The sequence below is a fragment of the Pseudomonas sp. BF-R-01 genome (genome assembly GCF_019946615.1).
GTDB lineage: Bacteria > Pseudomonadota > Gammaproteobacteria > Pseudomonadales > Pseudomonadaceae > Aquipseudomonas > Aquipseudomonas migulae.
Genome location: NZ_JAGYFX010000059.1, coordinates 1 through 17,407 on the forward strand (window position 1 = coordinate 1; position 17,407 = coordinate 17,407).

Genomic DNA, 17,407 nt, shown 5'->3' on the forward strand with positions numbered 1-17,407 from the left:
TCGCTGTTCTTCAGTATCAACGCCGGGTTGTTGTGCGCGTTGTCGGTGGTGTTTGCCGGTCATGGCGTGAAGGCGTTGCAGGAAGCCGGGATCTTCGGTACGCGGCCGGTGCCGTTCTTTGACTTCGACTGGCTGGGTATTCACGCAGATGCGTATTCGTTGAGTGCGCAGGCGGTGGCGATCATTGCGATCATTGTGCTGTATGGACGTAGCTGGGTGGCGGAGAAGCGGCGGGTACCGGTTTCTTAAAAAGCATTCGCTGCGCTCACATTCGCGGGCAAGCCTCGCTCCTACAGGATTCGCGCGTTTTTTGTGGGCGTGTATAACCTGTAGGAGCGAGGCTTGCCCGCGAAGCTTTTAAAGGGGAAAAACTCTATGCGTGTGTGGATCGATGCCGACGCTTGCCCCCGGGCGGCGAAGGATCTGGTAGTGAAGTTCGCCCTCAAGCGTCAGTTCGAGGTGGTGCTGGTGGCCGGGCAGCCGCAGATCAAGCCGGGGCTGGCGCTGGTGAAGTTGATCGTGGTGCCGAGCGGGCCGGATGCGGCGGACGATTATCTGGTGGAACACGCGGTGCCTGGTGAGCTGGTGATCTGCAGCGATGTGCCGCTGGCGGACCGCTTGGTGAAGAAAGGCGTGGCGGCGCTGGACCCGCGAGGCAAGGAGTTCGACGCGCAGAACATGGGTGATCGGTTGGCGGTGCGCAACCTGTTCACCGACTTGCGTGAACAGGGGCAGATGAGCGGCGGGCCGGCGCCGTTTGGCGAGCGCGAGAAGCAGGCGTTTGCCAATGCGCTGGACCGGATCCTGACGCGGCTGACCCGCAAATCCTGAACCCTGCGTTAACCCCTGTAGGAGCTGGCTTGTCGGATCGCCGCAGCGATAGCAATCGAACAGTCAGCAAATGATGCGCTGAATGTTACGGCCTCATCGCTGGCAAGCCAGCTCCTACAGTAATCCGTGTCAGGCGTCGTTTTCGTGGGTCAGTTCGAGCACGCGGTCGACCAGTTTGTTGATGCCGGACGCTGCTTCGCTGATCGATTGCGCCAGCATGTACGCCGGGGTGCTCACCAACTTGCGTGCTTTGTCTTCAACGATGTCAGTCACAGCGCAATCATTGTGAGTGGCGCCCATCTTGTTCATCGCGGCGGCGGTATCGGCGTCATTGCCGATGGTGCAGGTCACGCCCGGTCCATAAATCTTCGCGGCCAGCGCCGGCGAGATGCAGATCAGCCCGACCGGTTTGCCCGCTTCGGCAAACGCCTCGGTCAGGGCGAGAACATCGGGTTGCACGGTGCAGCCAGCGCCTTCGATGGCGAAGTTCGACAGGTTCTTCGCCGCGCCAAAACCACCCGGCACGATCAGCGCATCGAACTCTTCGACGTCAGCTTCGCGAATATCCTTGATGTTGCCCCGGGCGATCCGCGCCGACTCCACCAGCACATTGCGCGACTCGGGCATTTCTTCGCCGGTCAGGTGGTTGATCACGTGCAACTGCGCGATGTTGGGGGCGAAGCACTGCACCTGCGCGCCGCGCTGATCCAGTCGCAGCAAGGTAATCACGCTTTCGTGGATCTCGGCGCCGTCGTAGACGCCACAGCCGGAAAGGATCACTGCAATTTTTTTGCTCATGGGCTTTTCTCCAGATTCATGGCGTTAAATGTCCACTAATTTGTCACTCGTTGCCATAGGTTCAATTCGCGGCTACACCTAGCATCTGTCCTCAAGATTCCGATCAGGGCGCGTCATGGACTTCATTCTGTATGCGGTGCCGTTCTTCTTTGTGCTGATTGCCGTCGAGCTGCTGGCCGACCGTTGGCGCGGGGTCAGCAACTATCGGGTGGCCGACGCGATCAACAGCATCAGCACCGGCGTGCTGTCGACCACCACGGGCCTGTTGACCAAGGGCGTGGGGCTGGTGACCTATGCCTTTGCGCTCAAGCATCTGGCACTGTTCGAACTCTCTGCCGACAGCGTCTGGGTCTGGGTGTTCGCCTTCGTTCTCTACGACTTCTGCTACTACTGGCTGCATCGCATGGGCCACGAACGCAACATCCTCTGGGCCGCGCATTCGGTGCATCACCAGAGCGAGGACTACAACCTCTCCACGGCGTTGCGCCAGACCAGTACCGGTTTCCTGTTGAGCTGGATTTTCTACCTGCCGATGGCGGTACTCGGCGTGCCGCTGCTGGTGTTTGTCAGCGTCGCCGCGCTGAACCTGCTGTATCAATTCTGGGTGCACACCCGGCACATTCCCAAGCTCGGGTGGTTCGAGTGGTTCTTCGTCACGCCATCCAATCATCGGGCCCACCATGCACAGAACGCTCTCTACATGGATCGCAACTACGGCGGGGTGTTCATTATCTGGGACCGTCTGTTTGGCTCGTTCCAGGAAGAAGACGACAACGAGCCGGTGATTTTCGGCGTGACCACGCCATTGGCGAGCTGGAATCCGTTGTGGGCGAACGTGCAGTTCTACGCACAGCTGTGGGAGGACGCGCGACGGGCTGAAAGCACGTGGGACAAGCTGCGGATCTGGTTCATGCGCACCGGTTGGCGGCCAGCGGACGTGGCGGCGAAATACCCGATGAGCAAGCCGGACTTGAGCCAGTTCCGCAAATTCGAAGTGCCGCTGGACGGGCGTCAGCAGATTTATGTGCTGTTGCAGTTCTGCGTCTACATCGCGCTGGGCAGTTACTTGATGAACTTCGAGCCGCACCTGCCGACCGCTGCGCTGGTGCTCGGCTGGAGCGCCGTGGCACTGGGGTTGTTTACGTTGGGCGTGGCCCTGGAGAATCGCCCGTGGGCGTTGAAGCTGGAGCTGCTGCGGCTGGCGTCGAACGTGCCGCTGGTGTGGCTGGCACCGCTGGTCGGGCTGTGGCCGGCCAGCGCGGTGGGCTGGGTCGGCCTGCTGAGTTACAGCCTACTCAGCGGAATCGGTCTCTACTGTTGCAGAAACCGTTTCACTCGCTTGGCGTCTTGACCTCGGCGGCCTTGGCCTGTTCGGCTTTCAAGGCCTGCTCTTCGGCATAGACCTGCTTGGCCAGGCGCGCATTCTTGAAGCGGCGACGCAGCCACAAGGCAAAGCCCAGCACCAGCAGGGCGCCGAGTACCCATAGCTCATACTTCTTGACGCTGCCCAGCATGCCTTCGAGCACAGCGCCGAAGTGATAGGCCGCAGCCGCCAGTGCGGCCGCCCAGATCGCGGCGCCGATCCCGTTCAGCAACAAGTAACGTCCCGGCGGATAACCCGACAGGCCGATCGCCACCGGCATCACCGTGCGCAAACCGTAGACAAAACGGAAGCTCAGCACCCAGATGTCCGGGTGCCTGCGAATGTGTTCCAGTGCCCGGTCGCCCATCATCTGCCAGCGAGGCTTGCGCGCCAGCAACTTGCGGCCGTGCTTGCGTCCCAGGAAGTACCACAGCTGGTCGCCGGCATAACTGCCGAAAAACGCCACGACCACCACGATGTTGATGTCCATGTATCCACGGAACGCGAGGAAGCCTGCGAGCACCAGGATGGTTTCGCCTTCGAAGAACGTGCCGAGAAAAAGGGCAAAGTAGCCGAAGTCATGCAGAAATTGTTGGAGCATTGTCTGGGTGCTGGCGAAATGAACGCGCAGCCTAACCCTTCGTGCACATTCATGAAAGTGTCCAAATGTGTCTCGACGTGAACATTTCCTACAAGGACAATGGAATGCGACTACGTGTCGCGGGGGTGCACACAACTGTAATACCACGGTCATAATGGCCGCTTATAACTGTCACGCTCGCCCGCCAGCGCGGGCTCAGGAGTCTGCCGTGAGCTTTACCCCCGCCAATCGCTTGTTTCCAGCCACCCGCCTGCGCCGTAACCGCCGTGATGATTTCTCGCGTCGACTGGTTCGTGAAAACGTCCTGACTGTCGATGACCTGATCCTGCCGGTGTTTGTGCTGGACGGTGAAAACCGTCGCGAAGCGGTGGCCTCGATGCCCGGCGTTGAACGCCTGACCATCGACCTGTTGCTGGAAGAAGCGGCCAAGTGGGTTGAACTGGGGATTCCAGCCGTGGCGCTGTTCCCGGTCACGCCACCGGAACTCAAGTCGCTGGACGCCGCCGAAGCGTGGAACCCGAACGGCATTGCCCAGCGCGCCACTCGCGCCCTGCGTGCGCAGTTCCCTGAACTGGGGGTGATCACCGACGTCGCGCTGGACCCGTTCACCACCCACGGTCAGGACGGTATCCTCGACGAAGAAGGCTACGTGCAGAACGACATTACCGTCGACGCACTGGTCAAGCAGGCCCTGTCCCACGCCGAAGCCGGTGCTCAAGTGGTGGCCCCGTCGGACATGATGGACGGTCGCATTCAGGCGATCCGCGAAGCCCTCGAGCTGGCCGATCACGTCAACGTGCGGATCATGGCCTATTCGGCGAAGTACGCCAGCGCCTATTACGGCCCGTTCCGCGATGCGGTGGGTTCGGCGCTGAACCTGGGCAAGGCCAACAAGGCCTCCTATCAGATGGACCCGGCCAACAGCAACGAAGCCCTGCACGAAGTGGCGGCGGACTTGTCAGAAGGCGCAGACATGGTCATGGTCAAGCCAGGCATGCCATATCTGGACATCCTTTACCGGGTCAAAGAAGAATTCAAAGTGCCGACTTTTGTTTATCAGGTCAGCGGTGAATACGCCATGCACATGGCGGCGATCCAGAATGGCTGGTTGAGCGAAGGGGTTATCCTCGAATCCCTGACCGCTTTTAAACGTGCAGGCGCTGATGGCATCCTGACTTACTTTGCCGTACGTGCTGCTCAATTGTTACGAGAGCAAAAATAGCCCTCCCAGGAACATTCGATGAATACCGAAGGACTCACTGAAGTTGCAGTACAAGAGGCTCAACCCGTGGTGGAGCCGATCGCCGAAACCCCGCCGGAGCTGGAACCTACTCCGCCTGCGGTAGTGGTCGAAACCGCGCCGGCGGCACCAGCGATTGTCATTCCGGGCCTGGATGACAGCAGCCTGTACATCCATCGCGAGCTCTCGCAACTGCAGTTCAACATCCGCGTGCTGGAACAGGCGCTGGACGAGTCCTATCCGTTGCTGGAACGGCTGAAGTTCCTGCTGATTTTCTCCAGCAACCTGGATGAGTTCTTCGAAATTCGTGTGGCCGGCCTCAAGAAGCAGATCACCTTCGCCCGTGAACAGGCTGGCGCCGATGGTTTGCAACCGCACCAGGCCCTGGCCCGGATCAGTGAGCTGGTGCACGGTTACGTTGACCGCCAGTACGCCATCCTCAACGACATTCTGTTGCCGGAACTGGAGAAACATCAGGTCCGCTTCATCCGTCGCCGTTACTGGACCACCAAGCTCAAAACCTGGGTCCGCCGTTATTTCCGCGATGAGATCGCGCCGATCATCACCCCGATCGGCCTCGACCCGACGCACCCGTTCCCGTTGTTGGTGAACAAGAGCCTGAACTTCATCGTCGAGCTCGAAGGCATCGACGCCTTCGGTCGCGACTCCGGTTTGGCGATCATCCCGGCCCCGCGTCTGCTGCCGCGAGTGATCAAGGTGCCGGAAGAAGTCGGCGGCCCTGGTGACAACTACGTCTTCCTGTCGTCGATGATCCACGCGCACGCCGATGACTTGTTCCAGGGCATGAAGGTCAAGGGCTGCTACCAGTTCCGCCTGACCCGAAACGCCGACCTTGCCGTCGACACCGAAGACGTGGAAGACCTGGCCCGCGCCCTGCGCGGCGAGTTGTTCTCCCGTCGCTACGGTGACGCGGTGCGTCTGGAAGTGGCCGACACGTGCCCTAAACACCTGTCCGACTACCTGCTCAAGCAGTTCAACCTGCACGAGACCGAGCTGTATCAGGTCAACGGTCCGGTCAACCTGACCCGCCTGTTCAGCATCACCGGCCTCGACAGTCAGCGCGAGCTGCAATACCTGCCGTTCACGCCGCAGATCCCGAAGCTGCTGCAGAACAGCGAGAACATTTTCAGTGTGATCAGCAAGCAGGACATTCTGCTGCTGCACCCGTTCGAGTCGTTTACGCCTGTGGTCGATTTGCTGCGTCAGGCGGCGAAAGATCCGCACGTATTGGCGGTGCGTCAGACGCTGTACCGCTCCGGCGCCAACTCGGAAATCGTCGATGCGCTGGTGGATGCGGCGCGTAACGGCAAGGAAGTCACCGCGGTGATCGAATTGCGCGCGCGGTTCGACGAAGAGTCCAACCTGCAACTGGCCAGCCGTCTGCAAGCGGCCGGTGCGGTGGTGATCTACGGCGTGGTCGGCTTCAAGACCCACGCCAAGATGATGCTGATCCTGCGTCGCGAGGCTGGCGAGATTGTGCGTTACGCCCACTTGGGTACCGGCAACTACCACGCGGCCAACGCCCGTCTGTACACCGACTACAGCCTGCTGACCTCCGACGACGCCCTGTGCGAAGACGTCGGCAAATTGTTCAGCCAGCTGATCGGCATGGGTAAAACCTTGCGCATGAAGAAGCTGTTGCACGCGCCGTTTACCCTGAAGAAGGGCATGCTCGACATGATTGCCCGGGAGACGCAGTTCGCCCTCGACGGCAAACCGGCGCACATCATCGCCAAGTTCAACTCGCTGACCGATCCGAAGATCATCCGCGCGCTGTACAAGGCCAGCCAGTCCGGCGTGCGCATCGATCTGGTGGTGCGCGGCATGTGCTGCCTGCGTCCGGGCATCGCCGGGGTTTCGCACAACATCCACGTGCGCTCGATCATCGGCCGCTTCCTGGAGCACACCCGGGTCTTCTACTTCCTCAATGGTGGTGAAGAGCAGATGTTCCTCTCCAGTGCCGACTGGATGGAACGCAACCTCGACAAGCGCGTCGAGACTTGCTTCCCGGTGGAGGGCAAGAAGCTGATCATGCGGGTCAAGAAAGAGCTGGAGCTTTATCTCACCGATAACACTCACAGCTGGAGCCTGCAGGCGGACGGCCGTTACATCCGCAACACGCCGACCGGCAACCAGAACCCGCGCAGTGCACAGGCCACATTGCTGGAGCGGTTGGGCAGCCCGATTCTGGCGGTGCGTTAACCTTCACGCGGCATAAAAAAAATGGCGATCCCTGCGGATCGCCATTTTTGTTTCCACCACAACCCCCTGTAGGAGCACGGCTTGCCGGCGAAGGCGTCAGTGAGATCGCCATCGTCGGAACGCCGCCCGCAGCAAGCCGGCTCCTACAGGTGTCGCCTGAGCGCGCAGACCCGTAGGAGCGAGGCTTGCCCGCGAAGGCGTCCTCGAAATCGCCTTCGCCGGCAAGCCGTGCTCCTACAGAACCGTGTACGGCGAGCGCTTTTCGGTGGTTTATCGGACGTTGAGCACGAAACCCACACGCGTCAGCCATTCAGCTTCCAGCGCAAAGTCAGCCTGAGTCAGCTGGTTGTCGTCCAGCCAGTTTTCCGGGAACAACACCTCCAGGCTGTCACCATTGGCGTGCAGCGCCACTTGAGGCATTTCCTGGGTGCCGCGGATGTGATGGAACAGGATCGCAAAGCGCAGCAGCACGCACAGGCGAATCAGCTTGATGCCTTCATCGCCAAAATCGGCAAACCGGTCCCGGGGAATATTGCGGCGGTGGCCACGCACCAGGAGCGCGAGCATCAGTTGGTCTTCGCGGGAGAACCCGGCGAGGTCCGAGTGCTCGATCAGGTATGAGCCGTGCTTGTGATACTGATAGTGAGCGATGTCCAGGCCCACTTCATGGACCTTGGCAGCCCAGCCGAGCAGTTCGCGCCAGACGCCGTCGTCCAGCTCCCAATCCTCCGCCACCTGATCGAACGCATGCAGTGCCTTGCGCTCGACCCGTGCCGCTTGCTCCAGATCGACGTGATAGCGCTCCATCAGCGAGCTGAGCGTGCGCTCCCGGACGTCTTCATGATGATGACGGCCCAGCAGGTCATAGAGCACGCCTTCGCGCAGAGCACCTTCGCAGTGGTCCATGCGTTGCAGTTCGAGGGCGTCGAAGATCGCTTCGAGAATCGCCAGGCCCGCCGGGAAAATCGCCCGGCGGTCAGGCTTGATGCCTTCGAAGTCGATTTTCTCGACGTCACCGAGTTTGATCAGCTTGCGCTTGAGCCAGGCCAGGCCTTGGGCGTTGACCTCGCCCGTACCGTGACCGCCGGCTTTCAGCGCCAGGCCGATGGCGCGGATGGTGCCCGAGGAGCCGATGGCTTCATCCCAGGTCAGGCGATGCAGGGCGTGTTCGATGCTCATGATCTCCAGCCGCGCCGCCGTGTACGCCTGGGCGTAGCGGGCCGGGGTGATCTTGCCGTCCTTGAAATAACGCTGGGTGTAGCTGACGCAGCCCATTTGCAGGCTTTCGCGCAGCAGCGGCTCGAAGCGCTGGCCGATGATGAATTCGGTACTGCCGCCGCCAATGTCGGCCACCAGGCGTTTGCCCGGCGTATCGGCGAGGGTGTGCGACACGCCGAGGTAGATCAGGCGCGCTTCTTCACGACCGGAGATGACTTCCACCGGGTGGCCGAGAATTTCTTCGGCGCGGCGGATGAATTCGACGCGGTTTCGAGCTTCACGCAAGGCGTTGGTGCCCACGATCCGCACGGCGCCGGGCGGCATACCGCTGATCAGTTGGGCAAAACGCTTCAGGCAATCGAGCCCGCGCTGCATGGATTCTTCGTTGAGGTGGCGCTCTTCGTCGATGCCGGCGGCCAGCTGAACCTTCTCCCCGAGACGCTCGAGAATACGGATTTCGCCGTTCTGGGCCTTGGCCACGACCATGTGAAAGCTGTTGGAGCCCAGGTCGATTGCGGCGATCAGGGACAGATTCTTGGCTTGGGATTGCGGCATGGTCAGGGGGTCTCGGTCGATAACCTCGACATCGTGCCACGATCAAACGCTGACGCCAACGCGTAGCGTTCAAAGCCTTGATCCTGAGCAGGAAAGAGTAGTGATCTCGCAGACGCCTTCGCGGGCAAGCCTCGCTCCTACAGGTTGGCGGCGTGTGAATGTTCCGCGAACAGCCTGAATCTGTAGGAGCGAGGCTTGCCCGCGAAGGCGACATAACAGCCACTGAAGATCTTTCAGGCTGTCGACTCGACCGTCCCGATAAAATTCGCCAGCTCCGCCGTCTGCGGGTTCGCGAACAGAATCTTCGGATCCCCGACCTCATGCACCTTCCCCTGATGCATGAACACCAACTTGTCCCCAACCTCCCGGGCAAAGCGCATTTCATGGGTGACCATGATCAGCGTCATGCCCTCCTTGGCCAGTTGTCGAACCACGCTCAGCACCTCATTGACCAGTTCCGGGTCCAGCGCCGAAGTGATCTCGTCGCACAGCAACACCTTCGGCGACATCGCCAGCGCCCGGGCAATCGCCACGCGCTGCTGCTGCCCGCCCGACAGCCGATCCGGGAACGCATCAAACTTCTCGCCCAACCCGACCCGTTCCAGCATCTCCCGCGCCAACTCCACCGCTCTGGCCTTGGGCACTTTTTGCACCACTTGCGGCGCGAGCATCACGTTTTCGCCCACCGTCAGGTGCGGGAACAGGTTGAACTGCTGAAACACCATCCCGACTTTCTGCCGCAGGCTGCGTAAATCGGCGCGCGCGGCATCGAGGTATTCGCCGTCGACTTCGATCACGCCGTCGTTGATCGACTCCAGGCCGTTCAGCGTGCGCAACAAGGTCGATTTGCCCGAGCCGCTGCGGCCGATGATCGCCACCACCTGGCCTTCCTCGACGCTGAGGTCGATGCCTTTGAGTACATGGTGGTCGCCGTAATATTTATGCAGGGCGGAAATTCTAAGCAGAGGCATGCAGTCTCCTTTCCAGGTAGCGCGCACTGAGGGACAAGGGGTAGCAGAGCAGGAAGTAGCCGAGGGCGACGAGGCCGTAGACCATGAACGGTTCGAAGGTCGCGTTGGCGAGCATCCCGCCGGTCTTGGTCAGTTCGGTGAAGCCGATGATCGAGGTCACGGCGGTGCCTTTGACCACTTGCACCGAAAAACCCACGGTCGGCGCCACGGCGATGCGCAACGCTTGCGGCAGGATCACGTAGCGCAGTTGCTCCAGCGGGTTGAGCGCCAGGCTCGACGAAGCTTCCCACTGACCGTTGGGAATCGAATCCACGCAGCCGCGCCAGATCTCCGCCAGGTAAGCGCTGGTAAACAGGGTCAGGGCAATCGCCGCCGCCATCCACGCCGAAATTTCCACCCCGGCCAGCGCCACCCCGAAAAACACCAGGAACAACTGCATCAACAGCGGCGTGCCCTGGAACAGCTCGATGTAGGTGCGTGCAACGTTGCGCGGCAGGGCATTTTTCGAAATGCGCATGACCATGATCAGCAACCCGATCAACCCGCCGCCGATAAACGCCACCAGCGACAGCGCCAGCGTCCATTGCAGGCCTGTGAGCAAGTTGCGCACGATGTCCCAGAACGTGAAATCGCTCATTGGCTGCTCCTTGCTATGTAACGACGACCGATCCAGTTCAGCAATTGGCGGATCAATAAAGCCATGCACAGATAAAGCAGCGTGGTCAGGGCGTAGGTTTCAAAAGCGCGGAAGTTGCGCGACTGAATGAAGTTGGCGGCAAAGCTCAGCTCTTCAGTGGCGATCTGCGAACAGACCGCCGAGCCGAGCATCACGATGATGATCTGGCTGCTCAGCGCCGGCCACACCTTGCCCAGCGCTGGTAGCAGGACCACATGGCGGAAGGCTTCGAACCGGGTCATCGCCAATGCCGCTGCGGCTTCAAGTTGCCCGCGAGGGATCGCTTGAATGCCGGCGCGGATGATCTCGGTCGAATAAGCGCCGAGGTTGATCACCATCGCCAGCACCGCCGCCTGCCATTCGGAAATCTGCACGCCCAGCGATGGCAAACCGAAGAAGATGAAAAACAACTGCACCAGGAACGGCGTGTTGCGGATCAACTCGACGTAAACCCCGAAGATCGCCGAGAACGGGCGGATATTCCACGCCCGCACCAGCGCGCCGACAATGCCCAGACCGACGCCGAGCACCGCACCGATGGCCGTCAGTTCCAGGGTGAACAGCGCACCGCGCACGAGCAGGTCGGTGTTTTGCACCACCGGCAGAAAGTCGAACTGATAGGCCATATCAAATCTCCCGAGGGACGATCAGAGATCGGCCGGCAGCGGCTCTTTCAGCCAGGTCTGTGAGTTTTTTTCCAGCGCGCCGTCAGTCTTGGCGGTGGCGAGGATCTGGTTGACCTTGCCCAGCAACGCCGGCTCGTTCTTGTTTACGCCGACGTAGACCGGCGAATCCTTGAGCTTCACTTTCAGCGCGGGCACGCGTTTCGGGCTTTTCTCGCTGATCGCGACCATCACCACGTTGCCGCTGGCGATCAGGTCAACCTGTCCGGCGAGGTAGGCTGCGATGGTCGAGTTGTTGTCTTCAAAGCGCTTGATGGTGACGCCTTCGGGGGCGACTTTGGTCAGTTCGATGTCTTCGATGGCGCCACGGGTGACGCTGATGGTTTTGCCCTTGAGGTCGTCCAGGCCTTTGATGGCGGCATCCGGCGGGCCGAACACCGCGAGGTAGAACGGCGCGTAGGCGCTGGAGAAGTCGATGACTTTCTCGCGCTCGGGGTTCTTGCCGAGGCTGGAGATCACCAGATCGACCTTGCCGGTGGTCAGGAACGGGATGCGGTTGGTGCTGTTGACCGGCGTCAGTTCAAGCTTGACCTTGAGTTGGTCGGCCAGCAGTTTCGCGGTGTCGATATCGAGGCCGCGGGGTTTCATGTCCGGGCCGACCGAGCCGAATGGCGGGAAGTCCTGAGGCACGGCAACCTTGAGGACGCCGCGTTTGACCACATCCTCCAGACCGTCGGCGTGGGCGGGCACCTGGCTCAGCAGCAGGCTGGCGAACAGGGAGGCGAGGAGGGCGCTGTAACGCAGGGTCATGGCAAATCTCCGGATCGGCGAGGAATGATTTCTGCGGATCGACAGAGCACGGGCCATGCCAACATTGGGTTTTTGCCGTGCCAAGCCACGGTTTTACTGGTGTTGTTCGGTCTTACTGGTCTGAACAGTCGGTCTGTGTTTCGCACTCTGATAGCGCATCGTCGGCCATTACCGAACCCCGGTGGGGCACGACTTGCCGGGCGCCGCGAATAGCTTTAAAACTAGCCGCTCATTCGCCTGGTTCGTCCGAAAACCATGAATTCGATCTCCCGAGCTGTACCTGAAGTGGCGTTGCAAGCCATCCGCAAACTGATCGCCGAACAAGGTTTCGGGCCGGGGGATGCCTTGCCTTCGCAGCGGGATCTGGCGGTGCAATTGGGGGTCAGTCGGGCGTCGTTGCGCGAGGCGTTGTCGTCGCTGAGTGCCTTGGGCGTGATCAGCATTCAGCCGGGCAAAGGCGTTTTCGTGCAGGCGCCGGTGGACTTGCCTCGCCAGGATGCGGCGGCGAGCTGGCCGTTCGCGGCACAGGCATCACCGCTGGATATCTTCCAGTTGCGCTATGCCCTGGAAGGTTTTGCCGCCGGGCTGGCCGCCGTGACGTTGAGCACCGATGAGCTCGATGCTTTGGAGGACAACGTCGCTGCGATGCGCAATGAACTGAAGGTGGGTGACTTCGAGTCGGCGGCGCGCCTGGACTTCGAGTTTCACCGGCGCATCCTGCTGGCCAGCGGTAATCAGGCGATGCTGAGCATCCTGACGGCCAGCGCCGACATTTTCCTGGAGAGCCAGAAGCTACCGTTCATCCGGGCCGAACGGGCCATGGAAACCTGGCACGAGCACCGCAAAATCCTCCGTGCACTGGCCCGGCGTTCGTCCGGCGCGGCGCAGAAGGCCATGCACGAACATGTGCGCAACGCTGCCCTGCGCACCGGAATTGCCTTCGTCGCTCCCGCCACATCCTGACTTGAGCTATACCCAAACTCATGCACCACCATAGTGAGACTCAATCATCTGCACCTTCCTGAACGAGGGAAGGGCGGCTATGATGGGCCACGTTTTTTTGCTTACAACCTGGAGACTTCCATGAGCAGCGATCTTATCAAACACGTTAGCGACGCTAGCTTCGAGGCCGACGTACTCAAGGCCGAAGGCGCTGTACTGGTCGACTACTGGGCTGAGTGGTGCGGCCCTTGCAAAATGATCGCTCCTGTTCTGGACGAGATTGCTGAAACCTACAAAGGCAAGCTGACCGTTGCCAAACTGAACATCGACGAAAACCAGGAAACCCCGGCCAAGCATGGCGTGCGTGGTATCCCGACCCTGATGCTGTTCAAGAACGGCAACGTTGAAGCGACCAAGGTCGGCGCACTGTCGAAGTCGCAACTGGCTGCTTTCCTCGACGCCAACATCTAAGCGTCGTTTGTAAAGTGTCCGAAAAAAGGCCCCGCATATTGCGGGGCTTTTTCGTTATTGAGGGCTAGACGCTCCGAAACTCAGGTGTTACATTCGGCCCCGCACTGGTTTCTCCACTGCCCCCTGCTAGCCGTCGCCGACGCACTCCTTTTCGAATAAGTACGCGATCCTGTCGCCTTCTCCGCGGCGCGGCCTCATTAAGCCAAAAGCTTAATTTCCCCCCCTCCATAAATGATTACGTCATTCCTATATGAATCTGACTGAACTCAAGCAAAAGCCGATTACCGAACTGCTCGAATTGGCCGAACAGATGGGCATAGAAAATATGGCCCGTTCGCGCAAGCAGGACGTGATTTTCTCCCTGCTCAAAAAGCACGCTAAAAGCGGCGAGGAAATCTCCGGTGATGGCGTGCTGGAGATTCTCCAGGACGGCTTCGGCTTCCTGCGCTCCGCTGACGCTTCCTATCTCGCCGGCCCGGACGATATCTACGTCTCGCCGAGCCAGATCCGCCGTTTCAACTTGCGCACCGGTGACACCATCGTTGGCAAGATCCGCCCTCCAAAGGAAGGCGAGCGTTATTTCGCGCTGCTCAAGGTCGACACGATCAACTACGATCGTCCCGAGAACGCGAAAAACAAGATTCTCTTCGAGAACCTGACCCCGCTGTTCCCGACTGTGCGCATGAAGATGGAAGCCGGCAACGGTTCCACCGAAGACTTGACCGGTCGTGTCATCGACCTGTGCGCCCCGATCGGTAAAGGCCAGCGCGGTCTGATCGTTGCACCGCCGAAAGCCGGTAAAACGATCATGCTGCAGAACATCGCGGCGAACATCGCACGTAACAACCCTGAAGTTCATCTGATCGTATTGCTGATCGACGAGCGTCCGGAAGAAGTAACCGAAATGCAGCGCACCGTGCGCGGCGAAGTGGTTGCCTCGACGTTCGACGAGCCGCCAACCCGCCACGTGCAGGTTGCCGAAATGGTGATCGAGAAGGCCAAGCGCCTGGTCGAACACAAAAAAGACGTGGTGATCCTGCTCGACTCCATCACCCGTCTGGCTCGCGCCTACAACACCGTGATCCCGAGCTCCGGCAAAGTGCTCACCGGTGGTGTCGATGCTCACGCCCTGGAGAAACCGAAACGTTTCTTCGGCGCCGCGCGGAACATCGAAGAAGGCGGTTCGCTGACCATCATCGCCACCGCGCTGGTTGAAACCGGCTCGAAGATGGACGAAGTGATCTACGAAGAATTCAAAGGCACGGGCAACATGGAACTGCCGCTGGATCGTCGTATCGCTGAAAAACGCGTCTTCCCGGCCATCAACATCAACCGTTCCGGCACCCGCCGCGAAGAGTTGCTGACAGCCGACGACGAGTTGCAGCGCATGTGGATCCTGCGCAAGTTGCTGCACCCGATGGACGAGATCGCTGCCATCGAGTTCCTGGTCGACAAGCTGAAAACGACCAAGACCAACGATGAGTTCTTCCTGTCGATGAAACGCAAGTAAGTCGATAGACCAGCAAAAGCCGGGGAAACCCGGCTTTTTGCTATCTGATTTTTGATGAACGGCGTTTCGTTGTTCTGAACAGAGGGGTTCGGCGCTAAACTGCCAGCCCCCGAACGCCACGGCCAATACGAGGCTCACGCATGCAGTATCGCGACTTGCGCGACTTTATCAGCGGCCTGGAACAGCGCGGCGAACTCAAGCGCATCCAGGTTCCGGTGTCCCCGGTGCTCGAAATGACCGAGGTCTGTGACCGCACCTTGCGTGCCAAAGGTCCGGCCCTGCTTTTCGAGAACCCGACGGGCTATGACATTCCCGTCCTCGGCAATCTGTTCGGCACCCCCGAGCGTGTTGCGCTGGGCATGGGCGCAGAAGCGGTGAGCGAACTGCGCGAGATCGGCAAGCTGCTGGCGTTCCTCAAGGAACCCGAGCCGCCGAAAGGCCTGAAGGACGCTTGGTCGAAGCTGCCGATCTTCCGCAAGATCATCGCCATGGCACCCAAAGTCGTCAAAGACGCGGTGTGCCAGGAAGTGGTCATCGAGGGCGACGACGTCGACCTCGCGATGCTCCCGGTACAGACCTGCTGGCCGGGCGACGTCGGCCCGCTGATCACCTGGGGCCTGACCGTCACCAAAGGCCCGAACAAGGACCGGCAGAACCTCGGCATCTACCGTCAGCAAGTGATCGGCCGAAACAAGGTCATCATGCGCTGGCTCAGCCACCGTGGCGGCGCGCTGGATTACCGCGAGTGGTGCGAGAAGCATCCGGGCCAGCCGTTTCCGGTGTCCGTGGCGCTCGGCGCTGACCCGGCGACCATTCTCGGCGCTGTGACGCCTGTGCCGGACAGCCTTTCCGAATACGCTTTCGCCGGTTTGCTGCGCGGAAATCGCACCGAACTGGTGAAGTGCCGTGGCAACGACCTGCAAGTGCCGGCCACCGCCGAGATCATCCTTGAAGGCGTGATCCATCCGGGCGAAATGGCCGACGAAGGTCCGTACGGCGACCACACCGGTTATTACAACGAAGTCGACAGCTTCCCGGTGTTCACCGTCGAGCGCATTACCCACCGGATCAAACCGATCTACCACAGCACCTACACCGGTCGTCCGCCGGATGAGCCGGCGATTCTCGGTGTCGCGCTGAACGAAGTGTTCGTGCCGATCCTGCAGAAGCAGTTCCCGGAAATCACCGACTTCTACCTGCCGCCCGAAGGCTGCTCGTACCGCATGGCCATCGTGACCATGAAGAAGTCGTATCCCGGCCATGCCAAGCGGGTAATGCTCGGTGTCTGGTCGTTTTTGCGACAGTTCATGTACACCAAGTTCGTTATCGTCACTGACGACGATATCAACGCACGGGACTGGAACGACGTGATCTGGGCCATCACCACGCGCATGGACCCCAAGCGCGATACGGTGATGATCGACAACACGCCGATCGACTACCTCGACTTCGCCTCGCCGGTGTCCGGCCTGGGTTCGAAAATGGGACTCGATGCCACGCATAAATGGCCCGGCGAAACCACGCGCGAGTGGGGCCGGGTGATCGTCAAGGATGAAGCCGTCACCCAACGGATCGATGCCATCTGGAATCAGTTAGGAATAGATTGATGCGTGTAACTTTGCAGCCCTCCGGAGCAGTGCTAGAGATACTGCCCGGCGAGCGGATTCTCGATGGCGCACGCCGTCTGGGCTATGAATGCCCGCAAAGCTGTCGCAACGGCAATTGCCATGTGTGCGCCGCGCTGCTGGTGGAAGGACGAGTCGAGCAGGCCGGTGGTGTGCGCGACCATGGCGAGTTCTACACTTGCATAGCAGAGCCGCTGGAAGACTGCATTGTGCTGTGGGATGGCGTGCTCGCGCTGGGAGAATTGCCGGTGCGCAGCGTCTCGTGTCAGGTCATTGAGTGCAAGGATGTCGGCGGCGATACCTGGCGTGTGAGTTTTCGCGCGCCGGCCGGCAAACCACCGCGTTATCACGCTGGTCAGTATTTGATGATCGAGCGTGAGAATGGCGAAAAATCCGCATTTTCCCTGGCCTCGGCACCGCATGCGGGGCGTGATCTGCAAATTCACGTACTGGCGCGCGAAAGCAGTGCGCTGAGCCTGATCGAGCAACTGCAACGCAATCCGATGGTGCGGATCGAAATGCCCTTCGGCGATACCCATCTGGCAGAGTTGCCGGACGGTCCGCTGGTGCTGATCGCTGCGGGCACCGGCATGGGCCAGATCCATAGCCTGATCGAACATTGCCGGGCGTCGGGTTTCAAGCATCCGGTGCACCTGTATTGGGGCGTGCGTCGCCCTGAAGACTTTTATGAGATCGAGCATTGGGACGAATGGCAGAAACTGCCGAATCTGTTCCTGCATAAAGTCGTCAGCGATCAATGTGGCTGGAAGGGACGCTGCGGGATGTTGCATGAAGCGGTGTGCGAAGATTTTCCGGATCTGAAAGCGCTGCATGTATACGCCAGCGGCTCACCGGCGATGGTCTACGGGACACTGGACGCGTTGGTCAACGCCGGGATGGATGCTCATCAGATGCGTGCCGATGTGTTTGCCTACGCACCCAGAGGATGA

At 60.3% G+C, this 17,407-nt stretch carries 16 protein-coding genes and 1 pseudogene; 10 read left to right on the forward strand and 7 right to left on the reverse strand.

Going from position 1 to position 17,407, the window contains the following annotated elements; translation table 11 throughout:
• A pseudogene (locus KGB27_RS20350) lies at positions 1-249 on the forward strand (cystathionine gamma-synthase); the annotation flags it as partial.
• Positions 250-375: 126 nt separating this feature from the next.
• Positions 376-831 (forward strand): YaiI/YqxD family protein, encoded by a 456-nt coding sequence (locus KGB27_RS20355; protein ID WP_192227491.1) that lies wholly within the window; start codon positions 376-378, stop codon positions 829-831.
• Positions 832-960: 129 nt separating this feature from the next.
• Here the strand turns inward: KGB27_RS20355 and elbB are convergent, their stop codons facing one another.
• Positions 961-1,629, reverse strand: coding sequence for an isoprenoid biosynthesis glyoxalase ElbB (gene elbB / locus KGB27_RS20360; RefSeq protein ID WP_223556056.1), 669 nt, complete (start codon positions 1,627-1,629; stop codon positions 961-963).
• Positions 1,630-1,744: 115 nt separating this feature from the next.
• Between elbB and KGB27_RS20365 the strand changes: the two genes are divergently transcribed.
• The gene (locus KGB27_RS20365) at positions 1,745-2,980 is read left to right on the forward strand and encodes a sterol desaturase family protein (protein WP_223556060.1); all 1,236 of its coding nucleotides are present in this window, start codon (positions 1,745-1,747) and stop codon (positions 2,978-2,980) included.
• Here KGB27_RS20365 and KGB27_RS20370 read toward each other — a convergent pair.
• The gene (locus KGB27_RS20370; protein ID WP_008040674.1) at positions 2,961-3,593 is read right to left on the reverse strand and encodes a DedA family protein; all 633 of its coding nucleotides are present in this window, start codon (positions 3,591-3,593) and stop codon (positions 2,961-2,963) included. The two genes, KGB27_RS20365 and KGB27_RS20370, sit on opposite strands and share 20 nt — an antisense overlap.
• Before the next feature lie 208 nt (positions 3,594-3,801).
• On the opposite strand from KGB27_RS20370, the gene hemB reads away from it, so the two are divergent.
• Together hemB and ppk1 are read left to right on the forward strand one after the other, a co-directional pair.
• Positions 3,802-4,815 (forward strand): porphobilinogen synthase, encoded by a 1,014-nt coding sequence (gene hemB, locus KGB27_RS20375; RefSeq protein ID WP_010465043.1) that lies wholly within the window; start codon positions 3,802-3,804, stop codon positions 4,813-4,815.
• 18 nt (positions 4,816-4,833) lie between these two features.
• On the forward strand, positions 4,834-7,056 hold the full coding sequence (gene ppk1 / locus KGB27_RS20380) for a polyphosphate kinase 1 (protein WP_223556063.1): 2,223 nt from the start codon (positions 4,834-4,836) through the stop codon (positions 7,054-7,056).
• Between the two features lie 270 nt (positions 7,057-7,326).
• On the opposite strand, the gene ppx is transcribed toward ppk1, so the two are convergent.
• The 5 genes from ppx to KGB27_RS20405 all read right to left on the reverse strand — a co-directional run bounded on the left by ppx (position 7,327) and on the right by KGB27_RS20405 (position 11,909).
• The gene (ppx, locus tag KGB27_RS20385; RefSeq protein WP_008024297.1) at positions 7,327-8,829 is read right to left on the reverse strand and encodes an exopolyphosphatase; all 1,503 of its coding nucleotides are present in this window, start codon (positions 8,827-8,829) and stop codon (positions 7,327-7,329) included.
• A gap of 233 nt (positions 8,830-9,062) precedes the next feature.
• Complete coding sequence (locus tag KGB27_RS20390; protein ID WP_207284915.1) at positions 9,063-9,800, reverse strand: amino acid ABC transporter ATP-binding protein; 738 nt, start codon at positions 9,798-9,800, stop codon at positions 9,063-9,065.
• Positions 9,787-10,437 carry an amino acid ABC transporter permease gene (locus tag KGB27_RS20395; protein ID WP_008024293.1) on the reverse strand — a complete coding sequence of 217 codons (651 nt, stop codon included), beginning with the start codon at positions 10,435-10,437 and terminating at the stop codon, positions 9,787-9,789. The genes KGB27_RS20390 and KGB27_RS20395 overlap by 14 nt, the downstream gene beginning before the upstream one ends.
• The gene (locus KGB27_RS20400) at positions 10,434-11,102 is read right to left on the reverse strand and encodes an amino acid ABC transporter permease (protein ID WP_207284914.1); all 669 of its coding nucleotides are present in this window, start codon (positions 11,100-11,102) and stop codon (positions 10,434-10,436) included. The genes KGB27_RS20395 and KGB27_RS20400 overlap by 4 nt, the downstream gene beginning before the upstream one ends.
• Before the next feature lie 21 nt (positions 11,103-11,123).
• Complete coding sequence (locus KGB27_RS20405; RefSeq protein WP_008024289.1) at positions 11,124-11,909, reverse strand: transporter substrate-binding domain-containing protein; 786 nt, start codon at positions 11,907-11,909, stop codon at positions 11,124-11,126.
• Positions 11,910-12,164: 255 nt separating this feature from the next.
• Here KGB27_RS20405 and KGB27_RS20410 point away from each other — a divergent pair, with 255 nt between their 5' ends.
• The 5 genes from KGB27_RS20410 to KGB27_RS20430 all read left to right on the forward strand — a co-directional run bounded on the left by KGB27_RS20410 (position 12,165) and on the right by KGB27_RS20430 (position 17,407).
• On the forward strand, positions 12,165-12,872 hold the full coding sequence (locus KGB27_RS20410) for a FadR/GntR family transcriptional regulator (protein WP_223556066.1): 708 nt from the start codon (positions 12,165-12,167) through the stop codon (positions 12,870-12,872).
• Positions 12,873-12,992: 120 nt separating this feature from the next.
• Positions 12,993-13,322: a thioredoxin TrxA gene (gene trxA / locus KGB27_RS20415; RefSeq protein WP_003206727.1), complete on the forward strand. Its 330-nt coding sequence runs from the start codon at positions 12,993-12,995 to the stop codon at positions 13,320-13,322.
• A 250-nt stretch (positions 13,323-13,572) separates the two neighbouring features.
• Positions 13,573-14,832 (forward strand): transcription termination factor Rho, encoded by a 1,260-nt coding sequence (gene rho, locus KGB27_RS20420; RefSeq protein WP_007942421.1) that lies wholly within the window; start codon positions 13,573-13,575, stop codon positions 14,830-14,832.
• Positions 14,833-14,972: 140 nt separating this feature from the next.
• Positions 14,973-16,439 carry a 4-hydroxy-3-polyprenylbenzoate decarboxylase gene (gene ubiD / locus KGB27_RS20425; protein WP_008024285.1) on the forward strand — a complete coding sequence of 489 codons (1,467 nt, stop codon included), beginning with the start codon at positions 14,973-14,975 and terminating at the stop codon, positions 16,437-16,439.
• Positions 16,439-17,407 carry a CDP-6-deoxy-delta-3,4-glucoseen reductase gene (locus KGB27_RS20430; protein ID WP_008040685.1) on the forward strand — a complete coding sequence of 323 codons (969 nt, stop codon included), beginning with the start codon at positions 16,439-16,441 and terminating at the stop codon, positions 17,405-17,407. The genes ubiD and KGB27_RS20430 overlap by 1 nt, the downstream gene beginning before the upstream one ends.

Excerpts from the sequence above, each read along its gene's own strand:
- KGB27_RS20355 (WP_192227491.1), top strand. The coding sequence starts at position 376 with ATGCGTGTGTGGATCGATGCCGACGCTTGCCCCCGGGCGGCGAAGGAT.
- elbB (WP_223556056.1), bottom strand. The coding sequence starts at position 1,629 with ATGAGCAAAAAAATTGCAGTGATCCTTTCCGGCTGTGGCGTCTACGAC.
- KGB27_RS20365 (WP_223556060.1), top strand. The coding sequence starts at position 1,745 with ATGGACTTCATTCTGTATGCGGTGCCGTTCTTCTTTGTGCTGATTGCC.
- KGB27_RS20370 (WP_008040674.1), bottom strand. The coding sequence starts at position 3,593 with ATGCTCCAACAATTTCTGCATGACTTCGGCTACTTTGCCCTTTTTCTC.
- ppk1 (WP_223556063.1), top strand. The coding sequence starts at position 4,834 with ATGAATACCGAAGGACTCACTGAAGTTGCAGTACAAGAGGCTCAACCC.
- ppx (WP_008024297.1), bottom strand. The coding sequence starts at position 8,829 with ATGCCGCAATCCCAAGCCAAGAATCTGTCCCTGATCGCCGCAATCGAC.
- KGB27_RS20390 (WP_207284915.1), bottom strand. The coding sequence starts at position 9,800 with ATGCCTCTGCTTAGAATTTCCGCCCTGCATAAATATTACGGCGACCAC.
- KGB27_RS20395 (WP_008024293.1), bottom strand. The coding sequence starts at position 10,437 with ATGAGCGATTTCACGTTCTGGGACATCGTGCGCAACTTGCTCACAGGC.
- KGB27_RS20400 (WP_207284914.1), bottom strand. The coding sequence starts at position 11,102 with ATGGCCTATCAGTTCGACTTTCTGCCGGTGGTGCAAAACACCGACCTG.
- KGB27_RS20405 (WP_008024289.1), bottom strand. The coding sequence starts at position 11,909 with ATGACCCTGCGTTACAGCGCCCTCCTCGCCTCCCTGTTCGCCAGCCTG.
- KGB27_RS20410 (WP_223556066.1), top strand. The coding sequence starts at position 12,165 with ATGAATTCGATCTCCCGAGCTGTACCTGAAGTGGCGTTGCAAGCCATC.
- trxA (WP_003206727.1), top strand. The coding sequence starts at position 12,993 with ATGAGCAGCGATCTTATCAAACACGTTAGCGACGCTAGCTTCGAGGCC.
- rho (WP_007942421.1), top strand. The coding sequence starts at position 13,573 with ATGAATCTGACTGAACTCAAGCAAAAGCCGATTACCGAACTGCTCGAA.
- ubiD (WP_008024285.1), top strand. The coding sequence starts at position 14,973 with ATGCAGTATCGCGACTTGCGCGACTTTATCAGCGGCCTGGAACAGCGC.
- KGB27_RS20430 (WP_008040685.1), top strand. The coding sequence starts at position 16,439 with ATGCGTGTAACTTTGCAGCCCTCCGGAGCAGTGCTAGAGATACTGCCC.